The sequence below is a fragment of the Bradyrhizobium sp. genome (assembly GCF_035309285.1).
In the GTDB taxonomy this organism is placed as follows: domain Bacteria; phylum Pseudomonadota; class Alphaproteobacteria; order Rhizobiales; family Xanthobacteraceae; genus Bradyrhizobium.
This window is the reverse complement of record NZ_DATGFH010000045.1, coordinates 28,029-48,176: the sequence shown is the minus strand read 5'-3', so window position 1 is coordinate 48,176 and position 20,148 is coordinate 28,029. Positions and strand designations below refer to the sequence as shown.

The 20,148-nt window shown below is 63.7% G+C and carries 17 protein-coding genes; 8 read left to right on the top strand and 9 right to left on the bottom strand.

Annotated features, from left to right (window positions below; genetic code table 11):
- Positions 1 to 4: 4 nt before the first annotated feature.
- Positions 5 to 481, bottom strand: a complete 477-nt coding sequence (locus tag VKR55_RS09805) for an L-2-amino-thiazoline-4-carboxylic acid hydrolase (protein WP_324402307.1) — start codon at positions 479 to 481, stop codon at positions 5 to 7.
- 204 nt (positions 482 to 685) lie between these two features.
- Between VKR55_RS09805 and pncB the strand changes: the two genes are divergently transcribed.
- Positions 686 to 1,990, top strand: coding sequence for a nicotinate phosphoribosyltransferase (gene pncB, locus VKR55_RS09800; protein WP_324402305.1), 1,305 nt, complete (start codon positions 686 to 688; stop codon positions 1,988 to 1,990).
- Between the two features lie 175 nt (positions 1,991 to 2,165).
- Here the strand turns inward: pncB and VKR55_RS09795 are convergent, their stop codons facing one another.
- Entirely contained in the window at positions 2,166 to 3,272 is a 1,107-nt protein-coding gene (locus VKR55_RS09795) for a Spy/CpxP family protein refolding chaperone (RefSeq protein WP_324402303.1), read from the bottom strand.
- Positions 3,273 to 4,167: 895 nt separating this feature from the next.
- On the opposite strand from VKR55_RS09795, the gene VKR55_RS09790 reads away from it, so the two are divergent.
- The 4 genes from VKR55_RS09790 to VKR55_RS09775 all read left to right on the top strand — a co-directional run bounded on the left by VKR55_RS09790 (position 4,168) and on the right by VKR55_RS09775 (position 6,886).
- Positions 4,168 to 5,112, top strand: a complete 945-nt coding sequence (locus VKR55_RS09790) for a metallophosphoesterase family protein (RefSeq protein WP_324402300.1) — start codon at positions 4,168 to 4,170, stop codon at positions 5,110 to 5,112.
- 13 nt (positions 5,113 to 5,125) lie between these two features.
- A complete protein-coding gene (locus tag VKR55_RS09785) occupies positions 5,126 to 5,449 on the top strand; it encodes a cupredoxin domain-containing protein (protein WP_324402298.1) in 324 nt (107 codons plus the stop codon).
- Positions 5,450 to 5,540: 91 nt separating this feature from the next.
- Complete coding sequence (locus VKR55_RS09780) at positions 5,541 to 6,101, top strand: sigma-70 family RNA polymerase sigma factor (RefSeq protein WP_324402296.1); 561 nt, start codon at positions 5,541 to 5,543, stop codon at positions 6,099 to 6,101.
- Positions 6,098 to 6,886, top strand: coding sequence for an anti-sigma factor family protein (locus VKR55_RS09775; RefSeq protein WP_324402294.1), 789 nt, complete (start codon positions 6,098 to 6,100; stop codon positions 6,884 to 6,886). Before VKR55_RS09780 ends, VKR55_RS09775 begins: the two co-directional genes overlap by 4 nt.
- A gap of 170 nt (positions 6,887 to 7,056) precedes the next feature.
- On the opposite strand, the gene hpnO is transcribed toward VKR55_RS09775, so the two are convergent.
- Positions 7,057 to 8,448, bottom strand: a complete 1,392-nt coding sequence (gene hpnO, locus VKR55_RS09770) for an aminobacteriohopanetriol synthase HpnO (protein WP_324402291.1) — start codon at positions 8,446 to 8,448, stop codon at positions 7,057 to 7,059.
- Positions 8,449 to 8,617: 169 nt separating this feature from the next.
- On the opposite strand from hpnO, the gene VKR55_RS09765 reads away from it, so the two are divergent.
- The gene (locus VKR55_RS09765) at positions 8,618 to 9,196 is read left to right on the top strand and encodes a DUF2147 domain-containing protein (RefSeq protein ID WP_324402289.1); all 579 of its coding nucleotides are present in this window, start codon (positions 8,618 to 8,620) and stop codon (positions 9,194 to 9,196) included.
- On the opposite strand, the gene hpnN is transcribed toward VKR55_RS09765, so the two are convergent.
- Positions 9,164 to 11,752, bottom strand: coding sequence for a hopanoid transporter HpnN (hpnN, locus tag VKR55_RS09760; protein ID WP_324402287.1), 2,589 nt, complete (start codon positions 11,750 to 11,752; stop codon positions 9,164 to 9,166). The genes VKR55_RS09765 and hpnN overlap by 33 nt on opposite strands.
- A 464-nt stretch (positions 11,753 to 12,216) precedes the next feature.
- Between hpnN and ispH the strand changes: the two genes are divergently transcribed.
- Together ispH and hpnH are read left to right on the top strand one after the other, a co-directional pair.
- Entirely contained in the window at positions 12,217 to 13,143 is a 927-nt protein-coding gene (gene ispH, locus VKR55_RS09755; RefSeq protein ID WP_324402285.1) for a 4-hydroxy-3-methylbut-2-enyl diphosphate reductase, read from the top strand.
- 39 nt (positions 13,144 to 13,182) lie between these two features.
- Positions 13,183 to 14,331, top strand: a complete 1,149-nt coding sequence (gene hpnH, locus VKR55_RS09750; protein WP_324402283.1) for an adenosyl-hopene transferase HpnH — start codon at positions 13,183 to 13,185, stop codon at positions 14,329 to 14,331.
- 102 nt (positions 14,332 to 14,433) lie between these two features.
- Here the strand turns inward: hpnH and VKR55_RS09745 are convergent, their stop codons facing one another.
- The 5 genes from VKR55_RS09745 to hpnC are packed head-to-tail and all read right to left on the bottom strand — an operon-like array spanning position 14,434 to position 20,111.
- Positions 14,434 to 15,129: a phosphorylase gene (locus tag VKR55_RS09745; RefSeq protein WP_324402281.1), complete on the bottom strand. Its 696-nt coding sequence runs from the start codon at positions 15,127 to 15,129 to the stop codon at positions 14,434 to 14,436.
- 29 nt (positions 15,130 to 15,158) lie between these two features.
- On the bottom strand, positions 15,159 to 17,120 hold the full coding sequence (gene shc, locus VKR55_RS09740; protein WP_414642332.1) for a squalene--hopene cyclase: 1,962 nt from the start codon (positions 17,118 to 17,120) through the stop codon (positions 15,159 to 15,161).
- A gap of 29 nt (positions 17,121 to 17,149) precedes the next feature.
- The gene (gene hpnE, locus VKR55_RS09735) at positions 17,150 to 18,400 is read right to left on the bottom strand and encodes a hydroxysqualene dehydroxylase HpnE (protein ID WP_324402278.1); all 1,251 of its coding nucleotides are present in this window, start codon (positions 18,398 to 18,400) and stop codon (positions 17,150 to 17,152) included.
- Entirely contained in the window at positions 18,400 to 19,236 is an 837-nt protein-coding gene (gene hpnD, locus VKR55_RS09730) for a presqualene diphosphate synthase HpnD (protein ID WP_324402275.1), read from the bottom strand. Before hpnD ends, hpnE begins: the two co-directional genes overlap by 1 nt.
- Entirely contained in the window at positions 19,233 to 20,111 is an 879-nt protein-coding gene (hpnC, locus tag VKR55_RS09725) for a squalene synthase HpnC (protein ID WP_324402273.1), read from the bottom strand. Before hpnC ends, hpnD begins: the two co-directional genes overlap by 4 nt.
- Between the last annotated feature and the right edge of the window lie 37 nt (positions 20,112 to 20,148).

The following is a 20,148-nucleotide window of genomic DNA, read 5'->3' as shown; positions in this document are numbered from 1 at the left end:
GCCGTCACGCACGCTTGCGAAACCGGAAATCGCAACAGCTTGCGCCTTCCATGATGGTCTGGCTGCGCGATAATTCCAGCTCGCCGGAAAAGCCCGCCGCCATCGCAAAATCACGGTTGCAGTGCATGCGAAAGCCGAGATCGCTGAGGCCCAGCTCCTTGTAGAACTCGGCGTAGCGGCAGCGCGTCACATTGAAATCGAGATGATCCCCGGACTCGCCGAGAAACTGGATATCCAGGCTGCCGCCGCCAGCCCAAACCTCCTGCGCCACCTTCCGCAACGACGCCGTCGTTTGTCCGTGGCTCTCGGCCCATCGTGCGCCATCCTCGGCAGCGAGCTTGCGAATAGTCGCGTCGATCACCTCGCGCGCGGCATCGTCACCGAACCTGTCCCGCAAGGCCTGAATGAACGGGATCAGCACGCGCCCCTCGATCTTGCGGCGTTGCAAGTGGGAGATGGCAGCTTCATTCGCGTCAGCCATGGGAGTCCGCCCGTCCGATGTTCTTGCGGCCCTTTCATGCGGTCAAATCGGCGGCGGATCAAACCCATTCTGCCAACCGGGTTGCCCCCGTTGCCTGGACCGGCCGGCTGCCGCGATGTCCCGGTCCTCGTCAAGTTCCCCGCGGAATGGCTGACCGCCCGAAAGCCACTGGTTGCGCCGCTCCGGGCAGGCTAAGATTCTCGCATGACAATCACGGATATTGCGAGCAGGACCTACAACCACAGCTGGCGGCTGGATCCGATCATCCGCAGCCTGCTCGATACCGATTTTTACAAGTTGTTGATGGTGCAGATGATTCGGGAGTTCTACCCGAACCAGAAGGTCACCTTTTCCGTCATCAACCGCTCGCACCAGGTGCGGCTTGCCGAGATCGTCGACGAGGCGGAGCTGCGCGCCCAGCTCGACCATGCACGAACCATCCGCTTCAGCAAGAAGGAGCTGATCTGGCTCGCCGGCAACACCTTCTACGGCAAGACCCAGATGTTCTCGCCTGAATTCATCGATTGGCTCACGGAGTTTCGCCTGCCCGAATACGAGCTGCGCAAGGTCGAGGGCCAGTATGAATTGCATTTCTACGGGCCGTGGACGCACACCACGATGTGGGAGATCCCGGCACTCGCGATCCTGAACGAGCTGCGCTCGCGCGCCGTGTTGAAGGGACAGGGGCGCTTTGCCCTCGACGTGCTCTATGCCCGCGCCAAGGCAAAGCTCTGGAGCAAGGTCGAGCGGCTGCGCAAGCTCGACGGCCTGCGCCTTTCCGATTTCGGCACCCGGCGGCGTCACGGTTTCCTCTGGCAGCGCTGGTGCGTCGAAGCGGTGAAGGAAGGTTTGGGACCGTCGTTCACCGGCACCTCGAACGTCCTGCTCGCGATGGACAACGATCTCGAAGCGATCGGCACCAACGCCCATGAATTGCCGATGGTGGCCGCCGCGCTTGCGAACGACGACGAGGAATTGCGCTGGGCGCCCTACCGCATCCTCGACCAATGGAGCCACACCTATGGCGGCAACCTGCTGATCGCGTTGCCCGACGCGTTCGGCACCAAGGCCTTCCTGCGCGACGCGCCCGAATGGGTCGCAGACTGGACCGGCTTTCGTCCCGACAGCGCGCCGCCGATCGACGCCGGCGAGGACATCATCAAATGGTGGAAGCAGAAGGGACGTAATCCGAAGGAAAAGCTGCTGGTGTTCTCGGACGCCATGGATGTCGGCTCGATCGAGGAGACTTATCACTGCTTCCACGGCCGGGTGCGGCTCTCCTTCGGCTGGGGCACCAATCTCACCAACGATTTCGTCGGCTGCGCTCCCGACGGATCGGTCGATCTCGATCCGATCTCGATCGTCTGCAAGGTGACTTCGGTCGACGGCCGTCCGGCCGTGAAACTCTCGGACAATCCGGAGAAGGCCACCGGCAATCCAGCCGAGATCGAGCGGTACCTGCGCGTGTTCGGCGATGCGGGCCGCGTCCGCACGGCAGTGCTGGTTTAAAGCTTGATGAGATTAGCTTTTGAGCTGGCGTGGCATTGGAGGTCCACCTCTCCCACGCAAGTCGGGCCTGCCCGACTTGCGCAAATAACAATGCGCAACCGGGATAAACCCCGGTTGCGTGGGAGAGCTGAACCGAATTCGCGCCGGGCCGATTTTCAACCAAGCCCATCTCGCGCTACGACGCCCGCACATTCATCCGGTCGAACCGGGCCTTCTGCTCATCGCTGAGCGAGCCGTAGAATTTGTTCAAGGCGGCCTGCGTCGCGGCCAGCGCCTTTGACATCGTCTGCAGGCGATCCTCCATCGCTGCCAAGCGACCCGTCGGCGTCAATGTCTGGTCCGGCTGACATTTCGCCTGCAGCATCTTGGCCGAGTCCATCGTCGCCTGGTCAAGCGCCCTCAGCGCCTGATCCTGATCATCACTGAGGTGAAGCGTGCGCTCGATCCTTGCAACCGGCAGGTCGCTCTTCGTGGGTATCGCACCCTGGCAGAGGCGATTGAGGTCGGCGCCGCCCCGGCGAGAAGTCGCCTGTTCGCTCTGATCGACCGCAATGAAGCGTTCGCGCTGCTCGTCGCTCAGGGATTGATAGAACGCCTCAAGCGCCGGCCGCACGGTCTCGACTGCCCGCAGCATGGCGTCCACCCGCGTCCTCATCGCGGCAAGACGGCCGGTCGGGGTGCTTGGCAATTCGCTCGGGCAGGCCTGCTGCAGAATCTCGACCGCCTTGACCGACGCCGCCTTCAACGCGTTCAACAAGTCCTGCTGCTTCTGATCCGGCTGGACCTGGTCTGCGATCTTCTGGATCGAGAAGTCCGTCAGCCCCTTGGCCTGCGCGGAGCAAATCCGCTCGGCGCCGGCCTGCGGTGCGGTGCTGCCGACAGTCTGGTTCGTGGCGCGGTCGTAGACCCGTTCCGATCCCGATGACCCCGCATAGGCGTAAGCGTAATCGGGCGCATCATATTCCGGCGCGTAGCCGCCATAGATGCCGGCATAGACATCGTCGAAGGCATAGGGCCAGAACGTGTCATAGGCGTAGGGCGAATAGGTGTAGTCGACGAAATCGCTATAGGCATAGGGCCAGAACAGCGGTCCGATAAATCCGATCACGATGCCGAAATGGTGATGATGGTGGAAATCGTGCAAGGCCGACTGCATGAAGCCGCCGCGGAACGTCCATTGCGAAGGGGCTTCTCCTCTTCTGAAGGGTTGCTGGCTCGCAAACACCGGGTTTCGAACGATCGGCGCGCGCTGCTGCCCGAGCTGGGTTTGTCCGCGCTGCACAAATTCTCCTTTATTCCCCTTCGGACCAACCAGACTTTCCCTCGGGCTCTGGCCGACGGTTTCACGACCAGCCACGCCTGGCAGTTGCCGTGCGGCTGTCGCGCCCTGCGGGGTGAGCCTTCCATGCTCGATGGCGTGCGCCTCCGCCGGCGGCGCTCCTCTCGCCGCGTTCCGGCTGAGCGCGCGCGCCGCATGCTCCGCATTGAGGCGCTGCGCGGGAGCGGATGCAAATCGTCCGCCCGGTAGCCTACCCCGCTCGGCGGCGATGTGAGGCGGCGCAGCATGGGAGGTTGCGAAGCGCGGTCCGCCATGCGGCACCGCGAAGTTTCTGCTCGGCATAGCAACGTGAGGTGTTGCGATGTGAGGTGCCGTGCGCGGCGCGGGAGCGGCGAAATGCGGCGCAGCGACGTGCGGCGCCGGGGCCGCGAAATGTGGTGCAGCGGAGATGTGGGGCATGGCCGGCGCCGCATGCGGCATCGCCGGGGCTGCCATATGCGGCATCGCCGGGGCCGCCATATGCGGCATCGCCGGTGCGGCGTGAGGCATGGCCGGCGCTGCCGGCGCGCCACCTCGGCCATGACCGAACTGAGCCAAAGCAGCCGTTGTTGAAGCGGAAAGAGCAAAAAGCGCAGCCATCGCTGCGCGGTTGAGATGCAGCGACATAACGGAAACTCCGCACGATGACATTAGGAAATGCCTAAGCATCCTGTGGCGTTCCGGTACGCATGCAAGAAATCGTCACGAATCGCGCCCGCCGCGCCGCACACAGAGCGGTGTGCGGCTCACGCAATCGTCATCAGACCCGTTTTCCGTCCGGCCGAATGGTTGGGAATAAACGACGCGCCGTCCCGATCACGTCCGCGGTACCCAATCACGGGTCCAAGGAGAGAGCGCGATGAGCGATCACGATCACCACGATGAAAAACGCGGCGTCAGCCGCCGCAAGGTGCTGGAATGCATGACCTGGGCCGGCACCGGCGTACTCTGGACGGTCACGGGCGGCGTGCCTCACTCGCTTGGCCTTGTCGAGGCCGCGAACGCGGCCGAGCCGAACGGCATCACGTTCCTGCAGATTTCCGACAGCCATGTCGGCTTCGACAAGCCGGCCAATCCGAACGCGCTCGGCACGCTGGAGGAAGCCATCAACAAGGTGAAGGCGATGCCAAAGAAGCCGTCCTTCATGATCCACACCGGCGACATCTCGCACCTTTCGAAGGCGTCCGAATTCGATGACGCCGACCGCATCATCTCGCAGGCGAAGCTCGACGTGCACTATGTGCCCGGCGAGCACGATTTCCTCGACGAGGAGATCAAGTTCTACAAGGACCGCTACGGCAAGGGCACCAGGGGCGCCGGCTATTACTCCTTCGACGCCGGCGGCGTGCACTTCATCGGCCTCGTCAACGTCGTCGACCTGAAGGCCGGCGGCCTCGGCAATCTCGGCGCCGAGCAGCTCGCCTGGCTCGCCGACGATCTCAAGGGCAAGTCCAAATCCACGCCCGTGGTGCTGTTCGCCCACATCCCGCTCTGGACGGTCTATCCGCAATGGGGCTGGGGCACCGACGACGGCGGACGCGCACTGGAACTGCTGAAGGGCTTTGGCTCGGTGACAGTCCTCAACGGCCATATCCACCAGATCATGCAGAAGGTCGAAGGCGCCGTCACGTTCCACACCGCGCGCTCCACTGCCTTCCCGCAGCCCGCGCCCGGCACCGCCCCCTCGCCCGGCCCGATGAAGGTCGATGACTCCAAACTCCGCAGCATGCTCGGCATCGCCAGCATCAACTTCATGCAGGGCCAGCAAAAGCTCGCGATCATCGACACGCCGCTTGCGGGCTAAAGGGAACATGACCATGAAATGGACAACTCTCCGCAGCCCTGTTGCGGCTGCGGCCGTCCTCCTGTGCCTTGGCGGAGCGACCGCGCAGGCCCAGGAGCTCAAGATAACCATCGACAACTTCACCTTCACGCCGGCCGAGCTGACGGTGAAGGTCGGCGACACCGTGACCTGGACCAACCACGATGACATTCCCCACACCGTGGTTTCCGCGGGAAAATTCCGCTCCAAGGCGATGGACACCGACAACAGCTTCTCGTTCACCTTCACCTCCGCGGGTGATTACCAGTATTTTTGCTCGCTGCATCCGCACATGACCGGGATGATCAAGGTTGAGTAGCGCCCAGATTCAAGGCATCACCATCGTGCCCGGCCCGTGGCTTGCCGCAGGCCGGGCACACGCGGTTTCTGCAACGGTCGGGCGAGCAGCGATGCCGGCGAACACTACCCAGGACGACCCGGAGCGGGCACGCCGCTTTCGGGAGGCGGCGCTGCCGCATCTGGACGATGTCTACACGCTCGCCCGCTATCTGTTGCGCGACGCGTCCGACGCCGAGGACGCCGTGCAGGAATGTTACCTGCGCGCGCTGAAGCATTTCGACACCTATCGCGGCCCGGCGATGAAACCCTGGCTGTTTGCGATCCTGCGCAATGTCTGCCGCGCCGAATATGCGCGGCGCGCGGCCTCGCCCTCCACAACGATGGAGGACATGCCGGAGGCCGCCGAACAGACGCCGCTCTGGCACGAGGAGCAGCAGACGCCGGAAGCTGTACTCTTGCGCGAGCGCGATGCTTCCGCGATCCGGCGGCTGATCGACGCGCTCGTCGAACCTTTCAAGGAGACGTTCGTATTGCGCGAAATCAACAATCTGTCTTACCGCGAGATCGCCGACGCGGTCGGGGCACCGGTCGGCACGGTGATGTCCCGTCTCGCGCGCGCCCGCGCCATGCTGCGCTCGGCATGGCTCAAGGACCAGGAGCAACCGAGATGACCTGCGACGAGGCGGAAATCCTGATCCACGCGCTGATCGACAACGAGCTCGATGCTTCCCACGCCCGCGAGGTCGAAACCCATATCGCGACCTGCCCGCGCTGCACGGCGGAGCTCGCCGCCTATCGGCAGATGCGCGAGGTGATGAACAAGGTGGATTTGCGCTTTACCGCGCCGATGAGCCTGCGTCAGCGCCTCGACGAGGTGTTGCCGAAGCAGGCAGTGGCAGCACCGTCGAATGTCACGCCGCTCACGAGTCGCCGCTCGGTGCTTCGCGGCTTTGCCCTGGGCTCGGCGGTGTCCGCCTTGGCCGCCACGCTTCTCGTCGCCGTCGTGGTGCGCCAGGACGATCAGCAGTTGATCGAATCCGAGATCGTGTCCTCGCATCTGCGCTCGCTGCAGCCCGGACATCTGATCGACGTGGTCTCGACCGACCAGCATACGGTGAAGCCGTGGTTCAACGGCAAGCTCGACGTCTCGCCGCCGGTGATCGATCTCACCGCGCAGGGCTTTACCCTGATCGGCGGCCGGCTCGACTATGTCAATGACCGCGCCATCGGCGCCGTCGTCTACAAGCGCCGCGCGCATGTCATCAACCTGTTCGCGCAGCAGACGTCGAGCACCGCGCACAAGGCAGCGACGATGGACACCATCCAGGGCTTCAACATCCGTCGCTGGAGCGACCGCGGCATGAACTTCTGGGCGGTCAGCGACATCGGCGCAGACGAGCTTGCGGAGTTCGGCGAGAAGTTCGAGGCTGCGGCAGAGGTCAAGAAGGAAGGTTAGCGGCTGCCAGTTGTCGAATGCCGTCGTCATTGCGAGAAGCGTCAGCGACGAAGCAATCCATGGCTCAGCGGTTTGCAAGATGGATTGCTTCGCTCCGCTCGCAATGACGGCGCCGTAGTGCTGCAGTTCGGATTAGCGTGGCGCAGTTTGTAGCCCGATCTGCTTTCCACCTACGCCGACTTCCTCACCGCGTTGTCGACCAGCGTCTTGCCGAGCGACCAGATCGCGCCGGGCACCTTGTGGCTGCCGGCGATGACGGTGTCGAATGCCGTCTCGATCCATTTGCAGTCCTCGTCGGTGATGGTGAGCGGCGGCAAAAGCTTGATAGTGTGGCTGCCGTGACCGGCGACCTGGGTCAGGATCTTGTGATCCTTGAACAGCGGCACCGTGATGAGCTGGCAGAACAGGCCCTTGTTGGCCGTCTCCAGCACGTTCCACGACGCCTTCAGCCGCAACGATTTCGGCGGGCCGAATTCGACGCCGATCATCAGCCCTTTGCCGCGCACTTCCTTCATGAGCTCGTAGCCCGGTACCATGCGCGTCAGCGCGAGGCGGAGCTCCGCGCCGCGCTTGGCCGCCTGCTCGACCAGCTTCTCGGCCTCGATGACTTCGAGCGTGGCGATGCCGGCGGCCATCGCGAGGTCGTTCTTCGCAAAGGTCGAGCCGTGCACGACGGCGCGGTCCATCTGGTTGAAGATCTTGTCGAAGATATTCTTGCGCGTCAGCAGCGCGCCGACCGGCACATGGCCGCCGGAGAGCGCTTTGGCGAGCAGCACCATGTCGGGCTCGACATTCCAGTGCTCGATGGCGAGGAAGCGGCCGGTGCGCCCCATCCCGGTCTGGATCTCGTCGGCGATGAACAGCGTGCCGTATTTCTTGCAGAGCGCCGCTGCGCCGGGAAGGAATTCATCGGTCGGCAGGTTGACGCCCTTGCCCTGGATCGGCTCGACGATGAAGGCGGCGACCTCGCGCGACGACAGCGCCTTCTCCAGCGCCGCGAGATCGTTGAAGGGGATCGCCGTGCATCCCGGCAACAGCGGCTCGAAGCCGGAGCGGAAATTCACGTCATCGGTGAGCGAGAGCGCGCCGTACGACAGGCCATGGAAGGAGTGCGCGCAGTGAACGATGCCCGGCCGGCCCGTCGCGCTGCGGGCAAACTTGATCGCAGCTTCCACCGTCTCCGCACCGGAATTGGCAAAGAACACCTTGTCCAGATACGGCGCATATCTGAGCAGCCGCTCGGCCAGCACGCCCGCCAGCGTCGAGACGTCGAGCTGCACGAGATTCGGCAGATCGCTGTCAAGCACGCTTTTCAACGCACTGCGCAGCGCCGGATGATTGCGGCCAATCGCAAAAACGCCAAAACCGCTCAGTAGGTCGAGATAGCGGACATTGTCGCGATCGTAGAGGTATTGGCCTTGGCCCTTCTGGAAGCCGACATCGTAACCGATTGTCTTGAGAACGCGTACAAGCTGCTCATTCAGGTGGCGTGCGTGCATGGCACTGCGCTGCGCCTGACGCTGCGCAAACACCTCGGAAACGTCTAGATTGGAACTCGGCATCCGCTACATACTTCGGTTGATGGCCGTTTCGTCAACTGAAAACGCCCAATGCGGCGTTTTGCCCTCATTCGCACCATCAACGCAAGTACAGGTTTGAACCATGCTGCAACGCCCACGAAACATCGTGAAGCCAGCTCTTGTTTTGACTGTCTTTTTGCAGGCGACCGGCATGGCCTCGGCCCTGGCGGCCGACCCCACCGGCGACTGGCGCGTGGCCGACGGCGTCGCCAATGTCCGGGTCGCCCAATGCAATGGCAGCATGTGGGGCGTTGTCGCCTGGGAGAAAGAGCCCGGCGGCGTCGACCGCAACAATCCGGATGCCTCAAAACGAAACAGGCCGACGCTCGGCTTGCCGATCCTGCTTGATATGAAGAAGAAGCCCGGCGCCGATTCCTGGGAAGGCCAAGTCTACAACGCCAAGGACGGCCAGACTTACAGCGCTTCGATTACACCGACCGACCCCAACCATCTCGAGATCCAGGGCTGCGTGCTCGGCTTCCTGTGCGGCGGCGAGACCTGGACGCGCGTCGCTCCGCCGATCCCCTCAAGTCCTGCCAACAGCATGGCCAGGGGCGCGTCCAAGGCGGCCGCGGCCAAGCCCGCTGCATCGAAGGCTGGCCTCAAGACCGCTGCCGCGACGCCGGCGCGGACCACGAGTTCGATCCGGCCGGGCGCCAAAGGCCATGGTCAGGGCGACGCGATCGGCGATATCTGCCTACTCCCCGATCTCGCGCGGCTTACCCATTAGCGCCGGCTGGAAGAGCAGCACCGCGGCGAGCGTGGTGAGAAGCGACAGCGCCAGGAGCTTGCCCATGCTCGACGTGCCTGGGTGGCTCGACAGCCACAGGCTTCCGAACGCGGTCGCCGTCGTCAGCGCACTGAAGAAGATCGCGCGCGTGAGACTGGACTGCAGCAGGTTGGTCCGCCCCGAGCGCCAGGCCACGATGTAATAGATCTTGAAGGCGACGCCGATGCCGAGCAACAGCGGCAGCGCGACGATGTTGGCGAAATTGAGCGGCAGCCTGATGAGCACGCAGATTTCCATCGTCACCGCGCCCGCAACGAGCAGCGGCACCAGCGTCAACAGCACGTCGGTGATCCGTCGCAGCGTGACAAACAACAGAAGGCTGATCACGACCAGCGCATAGATGCCGGCGTGGATGAAAGCCGCGATCACGGTGTCGCCCGATTTGAGGATCGACACCGGCCCGCCGACCGCGGTCGGCTCGGCCTTCAGCACCGCCGTCGCAAAGCGCCGCAGATTGTCGTTGTCGTTGGGGTCGCCCTTCGGCAACGCCTCGACCCGCCTCAGCCCGTCCTTGCTCTTCCAGTCATTCACGATCACGGGCGGCAGCGTGTTGAGCGAGACAGGCTGCGCCTGCAGCGCGTTCTTGAGCTGGTCGAGCACGATCTTGAGCGGCTCGACGAAGATCGCTTGCGCCTTGTTGCGGGTGGCCTCATCAGCATTGGCAAGCTTCTCCAGCGCGTCCGCAAGGCGCCTGGCCGTGACCGCGCCCGGCCCCTTGTCGTCGCCGGCGTCCCGCCGGAGCGCCGCGACCGAGCTCTTCAGCGAGTCGACGTTCTCCTGGTCCGAGGGCGGCTCGTCGATCGAATCCGGATTGAGCGCGGGGTTGAGCACCCGCGCGCCTTGCGCGATCAGCTTCAGTTTCGCCGGCTGGTCCTCGGGAATGAAGCTGTCGAGCGATCGCACGCTCAGCACCTCGGGCAATTTCTTGAGCTCCGTCTCGATCTTTTTGGCGTCCTCTTCCGAATGGGTCAGCACGTTGACCGCGTTGGCGCCCGTGTTCGGATCCTTGCGCAAGTCGAGGAAGGTCGCAATCGACTCGGCCTTGGGATTGCGCAGGTTCATCGGGTTAAAGTCGAACTTCATGAAATAGAGCAGTGGAAGGCCGGCGAGCGCAACCGCGAGCGTGCCAACCACGATGGCTACGCGATGCCTTTCAAGAAACTGATCGACCGGCGCAAGAAAGGCGTAGCCGACCGGCTCGCTCTCGCCGGGCGGATTGATCAGCTTCAGGATCGCCGGCAGCACCGTGATCGAGGAGAAGAACGCGATCACCATGCCGGCGCCCGCGATCTCGCCGAGCTCGGAAATGCCCTTGTAGTCGGTCGGCAGGAAGCAGAGGAAGCCGCACGCGGTCGCCATCGCGGCAAGCGACAGCGGCACCGCCACGCGCCGCGCCGCCTCCTCCAGCGCTTCAACCAGGTTGTCGTTCTTGAAGCGCTCCGAACGGTAGCGGACGCTGAACTGGATGCCGAAATCGACGCCGAGACCGACGAACAGCACCGCAAACGCGATCGACAGCAGGTTGAGCGAGCCGACCAGCCACAATCCGACCGCCGTCGTGGTCGACAGGCCGATGAACAGATTGAGGAACACGGCGAAGATGATCTTGGCCGAATGCAGCGCGAGCCAAAGAATGAACAGCACCACGATGACGGTGCCGATGCCGTTGACGATCGCGCCCTGCTGCACGGTCGAATATTCTTCGTTGGCGATCGGAATCGGTCCGGTCAGCCGCACCTGCGCCTGGTACTTGCCGGCGAAGTCGAGGTCGGCCGCGGCTTTGCGGATGGCATCGGTCGCATTCTTGCCGGGCTGGAGCGCGCCGTAGTTGATGACCGGCTTGAACTCGATGAAGGCGCGCTTGTCGGAATCGGTCAAAGGCGTGTCGCTGACAAGCTGGCGCCAGGAGAAATCCGCCGTCCCTTTGTTCAGGACGTCCTCGACGGTCTGCGCGATCTGATTGAAGGGACGCGCGGTGTTGTCGAGCTTGACCTCGCCGCGCTTGACGCCGGCAAGCCCGGTCTCGAGCGCTCCGGTCAGGCCGCGGATCGAGGGGTCGCCCGCCATGATCTCGATCAGGGGGGCAGCCTTTTCGAACTGACCTGTGACCTCGGCGACCTTCTGGGTCGGCAGGAACAGCAACCCGTTCTTCTCGAAGAACTCGCCGGTGCCGAGCGGCTGCATGGACGCGAAGTTCTTCTTGTCGTCCTTCAGCTTCGCTTCGAGCGCGGCGGCCGCCGAATTGGTCAGTTCGGGGGTGGGCGAATCCACCACCGCCAGGATGGTGGCGTCACGGTCGAAGGCCCTGTCGAACAGCTGGTCGCGCTGACGCCAGTCCATCTTGTCCGAGATCAGCGTGTTGATGTCGGTGTTGATGGCGAAATGGCGCGACGTGTAGTAGCCCGCCGCGACGGCAAGGATCAGCCCAACCGAAAGTGTCAGCGTGGCAAACCGGGTACAGGCCTTGACGATCGAGACGACAATACTTGTCAGCACATCATTTCTTTCTAATGTTAACAGACAGCGCAACGCCCGCTCTCTAGCGGAGTTCCCCGGCCCGGGCCAACCTTGTTTTCGAAGAATTTTCGAAGGCAAGACAGACACATAGCTCGGATTTGGGAGGTTCCGGTGCGAGGCTGGTATAGCCGGGAATGTTGGTGCGTAAAGTGACGAACGAGTGAGGGGATTAAGGCTTCGACATCCGGGACTTACGAGACAGTATCACAATACCATCTATCTATGTTTGGCGGGCTCCAAGGGGAGCTCCGGGGCTGTTAAGGCTCTTGGCACGGCCCGCCTTTTCTAGCCGGTCGATTTTTGACAGAAGGCTCTGTGCCTCGATGCGCTTGACCGTGCCGGGGGTCACAATGCTGGTGCGGATATTGCAGTTATTCTGACATTGGGCGGTATTTGGGGATGACTGAAACCGAAAGTGAGGCAACTTGAGTAACGGACGTCCCATGGAAGTATATCTGGCCCAGCCGCGCGGCTTTTGCGCCGGCGTTGTCCGCGCAATCGAGATCGTCGAGCGCGCGCTCCAAAAGTACGGCCCTCCGGTCTATGTGCGCCACGAGATCGTGCATAACAAATACGTGGTCGAAAGCCTGAAGAACAAGGGCGCGATCTTTGTAGAGGACCTCTCGGAGGTGCCGCCGCAATCCGTCACCGTGTTTTCCGCCCATGGCGTGGCGCGCACGGTGGAGGAGGAAGCAGCCACGCGGGACTTATCGGTGCTGAACGCCACCTGCCCGCTGGTCACGAAAGTTCACAATCAGGGCAAGCGCTATATGTCGAAGGGCCGATCCCTGGTTCTGATCGGTCATGCCGGCCACCCGGAGGTGGAGGGCACCATGGGACAGGTACCGGGCCCCGTGCTGCTCGTGCAGAACGTGGACGACGTGACAGCGCTGACATTGTCCGCCGACACGCCGGTCGCCTACATCACCCAGACCACGCTGAGCGTGGACGACACCAAGGACATCATAGCCGCCCTTCACGCCCGTTTTACAGATATTCAAGGCCCGGACATCCGGGATATCTGCTATGCGACCCAAAACCGTCAATCTGCGGTAAGGGACCTGAGCAAGCTCGTTGACGTTATCCTGGTGGTGGGCGCCGCCAACAGTTCCAACTCCAACCGGCTTCGAGAGATCGGCACCGAGGCCGGTGTCGCGAGTTACCTCATTGCCGATGGCAGTGAGCTCAATCCGGAATGGCTTAGGGATGCCAGGGCGGTCGGTATCACTGCCGGCGCTTCGGCGCCCGAGGTGCTGGTTGACGACGTCATCGCGGCCTTGCGGCGGATCGGACCGGTGTCGGTGTCGGTGCTGCCGGGCCGGGAAGAAAATATCGAATTCAGGTTGCCCGCGGAACTCGCGGCAAGCTGAGCCAAACTTAAAGTTCGGGGACCAAAAAGAAAGTTCGTGATGGCAATACCGTTCTTCAAGGAAATGCGTATCGGTGGTTATCTGCTCAAGCAGAAGCTTCTCGGCCGAAAGCGCTATCCGCTGGTGCTGATGCTGGAGCCGTTGTTCCGTTGCAACCTTGCGTGCGTCGGCTGCGGCAAGATCGACTATCCCGACGCGATCCTCAACCGCCGCATGACGGCGCAGGAATGTTGGGACGCGGCCGACGAATGCGGCGCGCCGATGGTCGCGATTCCCGGCGGCGAGCCGTTGATCCACAAGGAGATCGGCGAAATCGTGCGCGGACTGGTCGCGCGCAAGAAGTTCGTCTCGCTGTGCACCAATGCGATGTTGCTTGAGAAGAAGCTCGACCTGTTCGAGCCGTCGCCCTATTTGTTCTTCTCGGTGCACCTCGACGGCTTGAGGGATCACCACGACAAGGCGGTGTCGCAGAAGGGCGTATTCGACCGCGCCGTATCCGCGATCAAGGCGGCGAAGGCGCGCGGCTTCACCGTCAACGTCAACGCCACCATCTTCGACGGCCATCCGGCCGAGGAGATTGCCAAATTCCTCGACTTCACCACCGAGCTCGGCGTCGGTGTCTCGATGTCGCCGGGCTATGCCTATGAGCGCGCGCCCGACCAGGAGCACTTCCTCAACCGCACCAAGACCAAGAAGCTGTTCCGGGAAGTCTTTGCGCGCGGCAAGGGCAAGAAGTGGAACTTCATGCATTCAGGCCTGTTCCTGGACTTCCTCGCCGGCAATCAGGAATATCACTGCACGCCGTGGGGCATGCCCGCCCGCAACATCTTCGGCTGGCAGAAGCCGTGCTATCTGCTCGGCGAAGGCTACGCCAAGACCTTTGACGAGCTGATGGAGACCACCGACTGGGATTCCTACGGCACCGGCAAGTACGAAAAGTGCGCCAACTGCATGGCGCATTGTGGCTACGAGCCGACGGCGGCGACGGCGGCATTGCACAATCCGTTCAAGGCGATGTGGGTGGCGCTGCGCGGTATCAAGACCGCGGGTCCGATGGCGCCCGAGATCGATCTCTCCAGGCAGCGTCCGGCGCAGTACATCTTCTCCGAGCAGGTGCAGAAGAAACTCTCGGAAATTCGCCGCGACGAGGCGCTGGCCGCCCAGCAAAAGGCCTCGACGGCTGCGTAGGCATCGCCGCAACGCATCGAAACATGAAACGGCCCGATCGCGATGCGACCGGGCCGTTTGGCTTACGGGGTCCCTTTGCTTGCGGGGTCGAGGCCGACCGCGTCAGATTTCGGCCGGCACAAGGCCTTCGTTGCCGAGCAGGAAGCTACGGCAGCCGCGCAAGCTCTTCAGCGCACGGTTGAAGTCGATGCCGGTCGAGACCAGCGCGCGGAGCGTCCGCGGGTTGCGGGCGATTCCGCGCATTATCTTGCGCAAATCGATATCGCCATTCGGCTTGATCGCATTTCGCGCCAAGGCCGGCAGCGCGCGGGTGGCCGGATCGCTGATGACGCGCAGCGCGGCAAAGGGAAGACCATTCTCCGCCGCATAGGCCGCGGCGATATGGCTCTCCATGTCGACGGCCGCAGCTCCCGTTTCCGAGCGTAAGGCGGCCTTGAAGGACAGCCCCGCCACCACCTCCTCGGCCCCGACGAGGCTGCCTCTGACGACACGGCGGCGCCCCAGCGCAATGCCGGCGATCTGTTGTTCGTTCAGCGACAGGCCCGCCAGCCAGCGCGCGTCGCCGGCCATGACCTCGGTTGCGACTACGACGTCGCCCGATTTCAGCGATGGATCAAGGCCGCCGGCGACCCCGAAAGAGATCACGCCGCGGATCGTCGCCGGATCCAACACGGTGAGCAGCGCCCGCAATTGCTGCGGATCGCTCGCGCTGCAGACAACAGCCATTCCCGGCCCTGCCGCAATGCGGGCCTCCTGAACCAGACCTGTCACAATCAAGACCGGCCGCGGGTCCACCATCCCCGCAGACGGGTCGTCCCCCCCAAAATTCACATCCCGACCCCTGCCACCATCCTGCTATTGGTGTTCTTCAAGTTGCGATACCGCGCCAGCGCCCAAAGTGGGAAAAACTTTCTATATCCATGGTAGCGCAGGTAAAACACCCGAGGAAAGCCTGTTGCGGTGTAGCGTTCCTCGTCCCACAGGCCTTTTTCGGTCTGTGTTGCAATTAGGTACTCGACGCCCCGGGCGACCACCGGATTTGCGACCTCGCCCGCTGCCATCAGGCCAAGCAAGGCCCATGCCGTTTGCGAGGCGGTGGTGGGCGCCCGCTCCAATCCGCGATAATCCAGCCGGTAGGAGACCGCATCCTCGCCCCAGCCGCCGTCCTCGTTCTGGATCGATTCGAGCCAGGCGACCGCCCTGCGGATCATCGGGTCCTGGTGATCGACGCCCACGGCTTTGAGCGCGCACAGCACCGACCAGGTTCCATAGATGTAATTCATGCCCCAGCGGCCATACCAGGAGCCCTCGGACAACTGGGTTCGGCGCAGATATTCGATGCCGGCGGCGACTTTCGGGTTGTCCCTGGTTTCGCCGAGCTGCGCCAGCATCGAGAGGCAGCGCGCGGTGACGTCTTCGGTCGGGGGGTCGAGCAGTGCGCCGTGATCCGAGAATGGGATGTTGTTGAGGTAATATTCGAAGTTGTTGGCGTCGAAGGCAGCCCAGCCGCCATCGTCGCTCTGCATGCCCTCGATCCATTCGCGGCCGCGGGCGATCGCTTCGTCATAGGTATGGCCGCCGGTTGTGCGCTGCATGCGGTCCATCGACATCACCACGACCGCGGTGTCGTCGAGATCCGGATAGTGCGCATTGTTGTACTGGAATGCCCAACCTCCAGGCCGCACGTCCGGCCGCTTCGCGGCCCAGTCGCCCTTGACGTCGAACACCTGCTTCGGCACCAGCCAGTCCAGCCCCTTCCGGGCCGCGGCCATCGCCGCCTCGTCGCCGGCTTCCATCATCGCATGCGCGGTCAGCGTCGTGTCCCACACCGGCGAGACGCAGGGCTGGCAATAGGCTTCGTGCTCGCCGATCACAAGCAGCTTGTCGATGCCGCGGCGCGTGATCGCGCGTGGCGGAAAGTCCTCTCCCTTGCCGAGCACGTCATACATCATCACGACGTTGGCCATCGGCGGATAGATCGCGCCCATGCCGTCCTCGCCGTTCAGCCGTTCCTCGGTGAAGGCGAGCGCTACGTCGATCGCGCGCTGGCGCAGTGCCTTCGCAAAAAGCGGCTCGACCACGCGCAGGATGCTGTCGAGCGCGCGAAACAGCAGAAACCAGCCCCAGCTCTGATGCGCAGCCTTCGCGGGCATTCCTATCCCGCGCGGATCCTCAAGGAACAGTTCGTCGATGCCGACGCCCTTCGGATTCCTCGCCCGCGGCTTCTTCGCCGCCAGCACCATCAGCGGCACGATCGTGGTGCGCGCCCAATAGGAGATCTTGTCGAGGTGGAACGGCGACCACATCGGCAACAGCATGATCTCGACCGGCAACAGCGGCACGGCGCGCCAGGTCACGACGCCGTACATCGCGAGCGTGAAGCGCGTGAAGACATTGGAGTGGATCGCCCCGCCCCGCGTGCGGATCGCCTCGCGCGCGCGCGCCATGTGCGGCGCGTCCACGGAATCGCCGATCATCTTCAGCGCGAAATAGGCCTTCACGCTGGCGCTCATGTCGAAATCGCCGTCTTGCACCAGCGCCCAGCCGCCATGGCTGCCCTGCCTGCGGCGTATGTAACTGGCGATCTTGGCCTCGAGCATGGCATCCACGGGCTCGCCAAGATGATGGCGCAGCAGCACATATTCGGCCGGGATGGTGTCGTCGGCTTCGAGCTCGAACACCCAATGCCCATCGGCCTGCTGGGAATCGCGTACCGCACGCGAGGCCGAGGAGATGGTTTTCTCCAGGGCGTCGCGTTGGATCTCGTTCACTTGTCTTGCGGCATACATCGGCCTCGACCTCAACACGATCGCCTGCATTAGCGCATGGCGAGGACCAGATCGGCGGCGCGGTCGCCGGACCGCACCGATCCTTCGATCGTCGCCGGCAACCCGGTATCAGTCCAGTCGCCGGCGAGGAACAGATTGTTGAAAGATGTTACGGCGGGAGGCCTGAGCGCATTCTGCTCGGGCGTCGCCTCAAACGTGGCGCGGCGTTCGCGCACGATCTGCCAGGGCGGCAAGTCCCCGGAAACACCGGCGGCCTTGCAGACGTCGGCCCAGATCGCGTTCGCAAGCTCTTCCCGCGGCCTGTCGACGAGCCGGTCGCCGTTGGAGATGGTGACCGAGAGGCGTTGCGGGAACGCGAACAGCCATTCCACGAGGCCGCCGACGATGCCCAGGATCGGCTGCGCATTCGGCGGCGGATCGAATCGGAAATGCGCGTTCACGATGGCGCGGAATTTCGTCGGGGTCTTCAACCCCGGCAAGAGCGTTGCGGCCGCGCGCGGCGGCACGGCCATGATGACGGCCTCATCAGCCCGAAGCGCGATCTCGTCCTCGCCGCCGAACTTCAGGGCAGTGATCCGCTCGCCGGTCCTGGCGAACTCGCGCAGCTCATGGCCGAAGCGGATGTCGGCGCCCTTGGCCCGCAGCAACTCGACCGCAGGCTCGATCAGGACCGCCGAAAGCCCGTCGCGTGCAATCAGCGGCCGGCAGGCCTTGCCGCCGGCAAGCAGCGTTTCCCGCACGATCGCGCCGGCAAGCCCCGCCGATCCTTCCGGCGGGTCGACATTGAGCGCGGCAAGCAGCAGCGGCTGTACCAGGCGGTTGTACAGCATGCCCTCGCAGCGGATGGCGTCGCCGACCTTGCGAGCGGTCGAGGCCCAGGCGAGCGGCGCCAGCGCGACATAATCGAGCACGCGGGTGTCGGGGACACGGCGGTCGTCGTCGAACACCCATAGCGGCCAGCGGCCCTCGCCGAGGTCGAGCAGCCAGCGCTGGCTGGTCGAAAAATCGACGAATGGGAATTGCGCGATCTTCGGTCCAATCAGCCCGGCTTCGGTGCCGATCGACCGGGCGTAGGCGAGCGCATGACGGTTCCCCGACAACAGCAGATGATTGCCGTTGTCGATGGTGAGATTGGTCGCGGTGTCGAAATAGGAGCGACAGCGGCCACCCGCCTGTTGCGTGGCTTCGTGGAGATGCACCTTGTGGCCCGCATTTGCGAGCCGCACGGCGGCGGAAAGGCCGGAAACTCCGGCGCCAATGATGTGAACGGTCTTTTGCATCAGATGAAAGCGTAGCGGAAGACGATACTGGCCTTCGTGATCTTGCTCACGCGAACCGGTTCGCGTGGTGCGGCAAATCCGCGGGCGATCAACAAGTCCAGAATGGCATGATAATATTTTCCCATGATCCGCGGCGCGCGCACGACGCGGCGTTTGTTGCGCGCCATCACCTCGTCGGCCTTGGCGAAATGCATCTTGGCGCGGTCGGCAATCGGCATGCAGACCCGCGGCAGCGCGCGGTCGGCAATCACCCGTGCCGGATCATCATTGGTAATGCCGGCATGCAAGAGGCCCTCGCGCGGCAAATAGAGCCGGCCGAGGGCTGCGTCCTCGTCGAGGTCGCGCAGGATGTTGGTCAATTGCAGCGCGCGGCCGAGATGATGGGCGAGCTCGATGCCGTCGTCATGCGGCAGGCCGAACACGCGCACCGACAGCCGTCCGACCGCGCTTGCGACGCGGTCGCAGTAAAGGTCCAGCGTCGCCATGTCGGGCGCGCGGATATCCTGCGGCACGTCCATCTCCATGCCGTCGACGATGGCGAGGAAATCCTCGCGCTTGAGATCGAACTTCTTCACCGAGGCGACATAGTCCGCAAGGCGCGGCGGCGGATTGCCACGGTAGAGCGAGTCGATATCGTCGCGCCACTCCTGGAGCGCGGCAAGACGCTCCTCGCGCGGTCCGTCGGAATCGGCGATGTCGTCGACCTTGCGGCAGAAGCTGTAGATCTGGAACATCGCCTCGCGTTGCGCAGCCGGCAGGATGCGCATCGCGGCGTAGAACGAGCTGCCGGAGGCAGCGTTGCCGTAATTGGCGTCGGCCGCCGCCTCGAGCGTCATGAGCCGGCCGCCGATCTAGATTGGGCGGGCCTGCCGACCGCGCGGCGCATCGCCTCGCCGGTGAGGCCGGCAACGCTGTGGCCGATCAGCTCGAGCGGCGACAGACGCACGCGATCGCGCAAGGGATCACGCACCTTCAGCATGCGCACGATCTTGTTCGCGAACGCCTGGATCACCGCGATCTCGAGCCCGAGGCGGAAATCCCTCACCTCTGCGGCGAGCGGTTTGCCTTCGCCGAGCAGGCTTTCCGTGCGCGCGGCGAGCGCCTGCAGACATTGCAGCAACGGCGCCGGTGCGGCTGGCTCGCCCAGCATCTCGACGGTTGCGCCCGTTGCAGCCAGCGCGTCGCGCGGCAGATAGACACGGTTGAGATTCTTGTAATCCTTGGCGCAGTCCTGCAAATGATTGTTGATCTGCAGGCCGGCGCAGAGCGCGTCGGAGGCGACCCAGGTCGAGGTGCTCTCGCCGTGCACATCGAGCACGAAGCGGCCGACCGGCATCGCCGAATAACGGCAATAGTGGATCACCTCGTCCCAGTTCTCGTAGCGCAGCTTGCTGACGTCCATGCGAAATGCGATCAGCAGGTCGAGCGCATGGCGTGGCGGCATCGAGCGCTGCGCGAGCGCGTTACGCAGATGGACTGCCTCCTCCTGGCTGTCGCCTTTGCCGAGGAGCTCGGCCTCGAGCAGGTCGAGATAGCGCAGCTTCTCGTCCGCGGGGAGCGTCGCGTGATCGGCGATGTCGTCTGCGGTGCGGACGAAATTGTAGAAGGCAAGTATCGGCGCCCGGTGACGCGGGTGGATAATCCACGACGCCACCGGAAAGTTCTCGTCGCGGTGAGTCTTGCCGGATCGCAATTCGGCTGCGGTGGTCATCGGGAACTGGCGAATAACAGGTTTCAGGGCGCCTCCC

Bases quoted from the DNA above. Each gene is read 5' to 3' on its own strand.
- VKR55_RS09745 (WP_324402281.1), bottom strand. From the start codon at position 15,129: ATGGTGGACCCGCGGCCGGTCTTGATTGTGACAGGTCTGGTTCAGGAG.
- VKR55_RS09765 (WP_324402289.1), top strand. From the start codon at position 8,618: ATGGCCTCGGCCCTGGCGGCCGACCCCACCGGCGACTGGCGCGTGGCC.
- hpnH (WP_324402283.1), top strand. From the start codon at position 13,183: ATGGCAATACCGTTCTTCAAGGAAATGCGTATCGGTGGTTATCTGCTC.
- pncB (WP_324402305.1), top strand. From the start codon at position 686: ATGACAATCACGGATATTGCGAGCAGGACCTACAACCACAGCTGGCGG.
- VKR55_RS09775 (WP_324402294.1), top strand. From the start codon at position 6,098: ATGACCTGCGACGAGGCGGAAATCCTGATCCACGCGCTGATCGACAAC.
- ispH (WP_324402285.1), top strand. From the start codon at position 12,217: ATGGAAGTATATCTGGCCCAGCCGCGCGGCTTTTGCGCCGGCGTTGTC.
- hpnD (WP_324402275.1), bottom strand. From the start codon at position 19,236: ATGACGCTCGAGGCGGCGGCCGACGCCAATTACGGCAACGCTGCCTCC.
- hpnE (WP_324402278.1), bottom strand. From the start codon at position 18,400: ATGCAAAAGACCGTTCACATCATTGGCGCCGGAGTTTCCGGCCTTTCC.
- VKR55_RS09780 (WP_324402296.1), top strand. From the start codon at position 5,541: ATGCCGGCGAACACTACCCAGGACGACCCGGAGCGGGCACGCCGCTTT.
- VKR55_RS09790 (WP_324402300.1), top strand. From the start codon at position 4,168: ATGAGCGATCACGATCACCACGATGAAAAACGCGGCGTCAGCCGCCGC.
- hpnO (WP_324402291.1), bottom strand. From the start codon at position 8,448: ATGCCGAGTTCCAATCTAGACGTTTCCGAGGTGTTTGCGCAGCGTCAG.
- hpnC (WP_324402273.1), bottom strand. From the start codon at position 20,111: ATGACCACCGCAGCCGAATTGCGATCCGGCAAGACTCACCGCGACGAG.
- VKR55_RS09805 (WP_324402307.1), bottom strand. From the start codon at position 481: ATGGCTGACGCGAATGAAGCTGCCATCTCCCACTTGCAACGCCGCAAG.
- shc (WP_414642332.1), bottom strand. From the start codon at position 17,120: ATGTATGCCGCAAGACAAGTGAACGAGATCCAACGCGACGCCCTGGAG.
- VKR55_RS09785 (WP_324402298.1), top strand. From the start codon at position 5,126: ATGAAATGGACAACTCTCCGCAGCCCTGTTGCGGCTGCGGCCGTCCTC.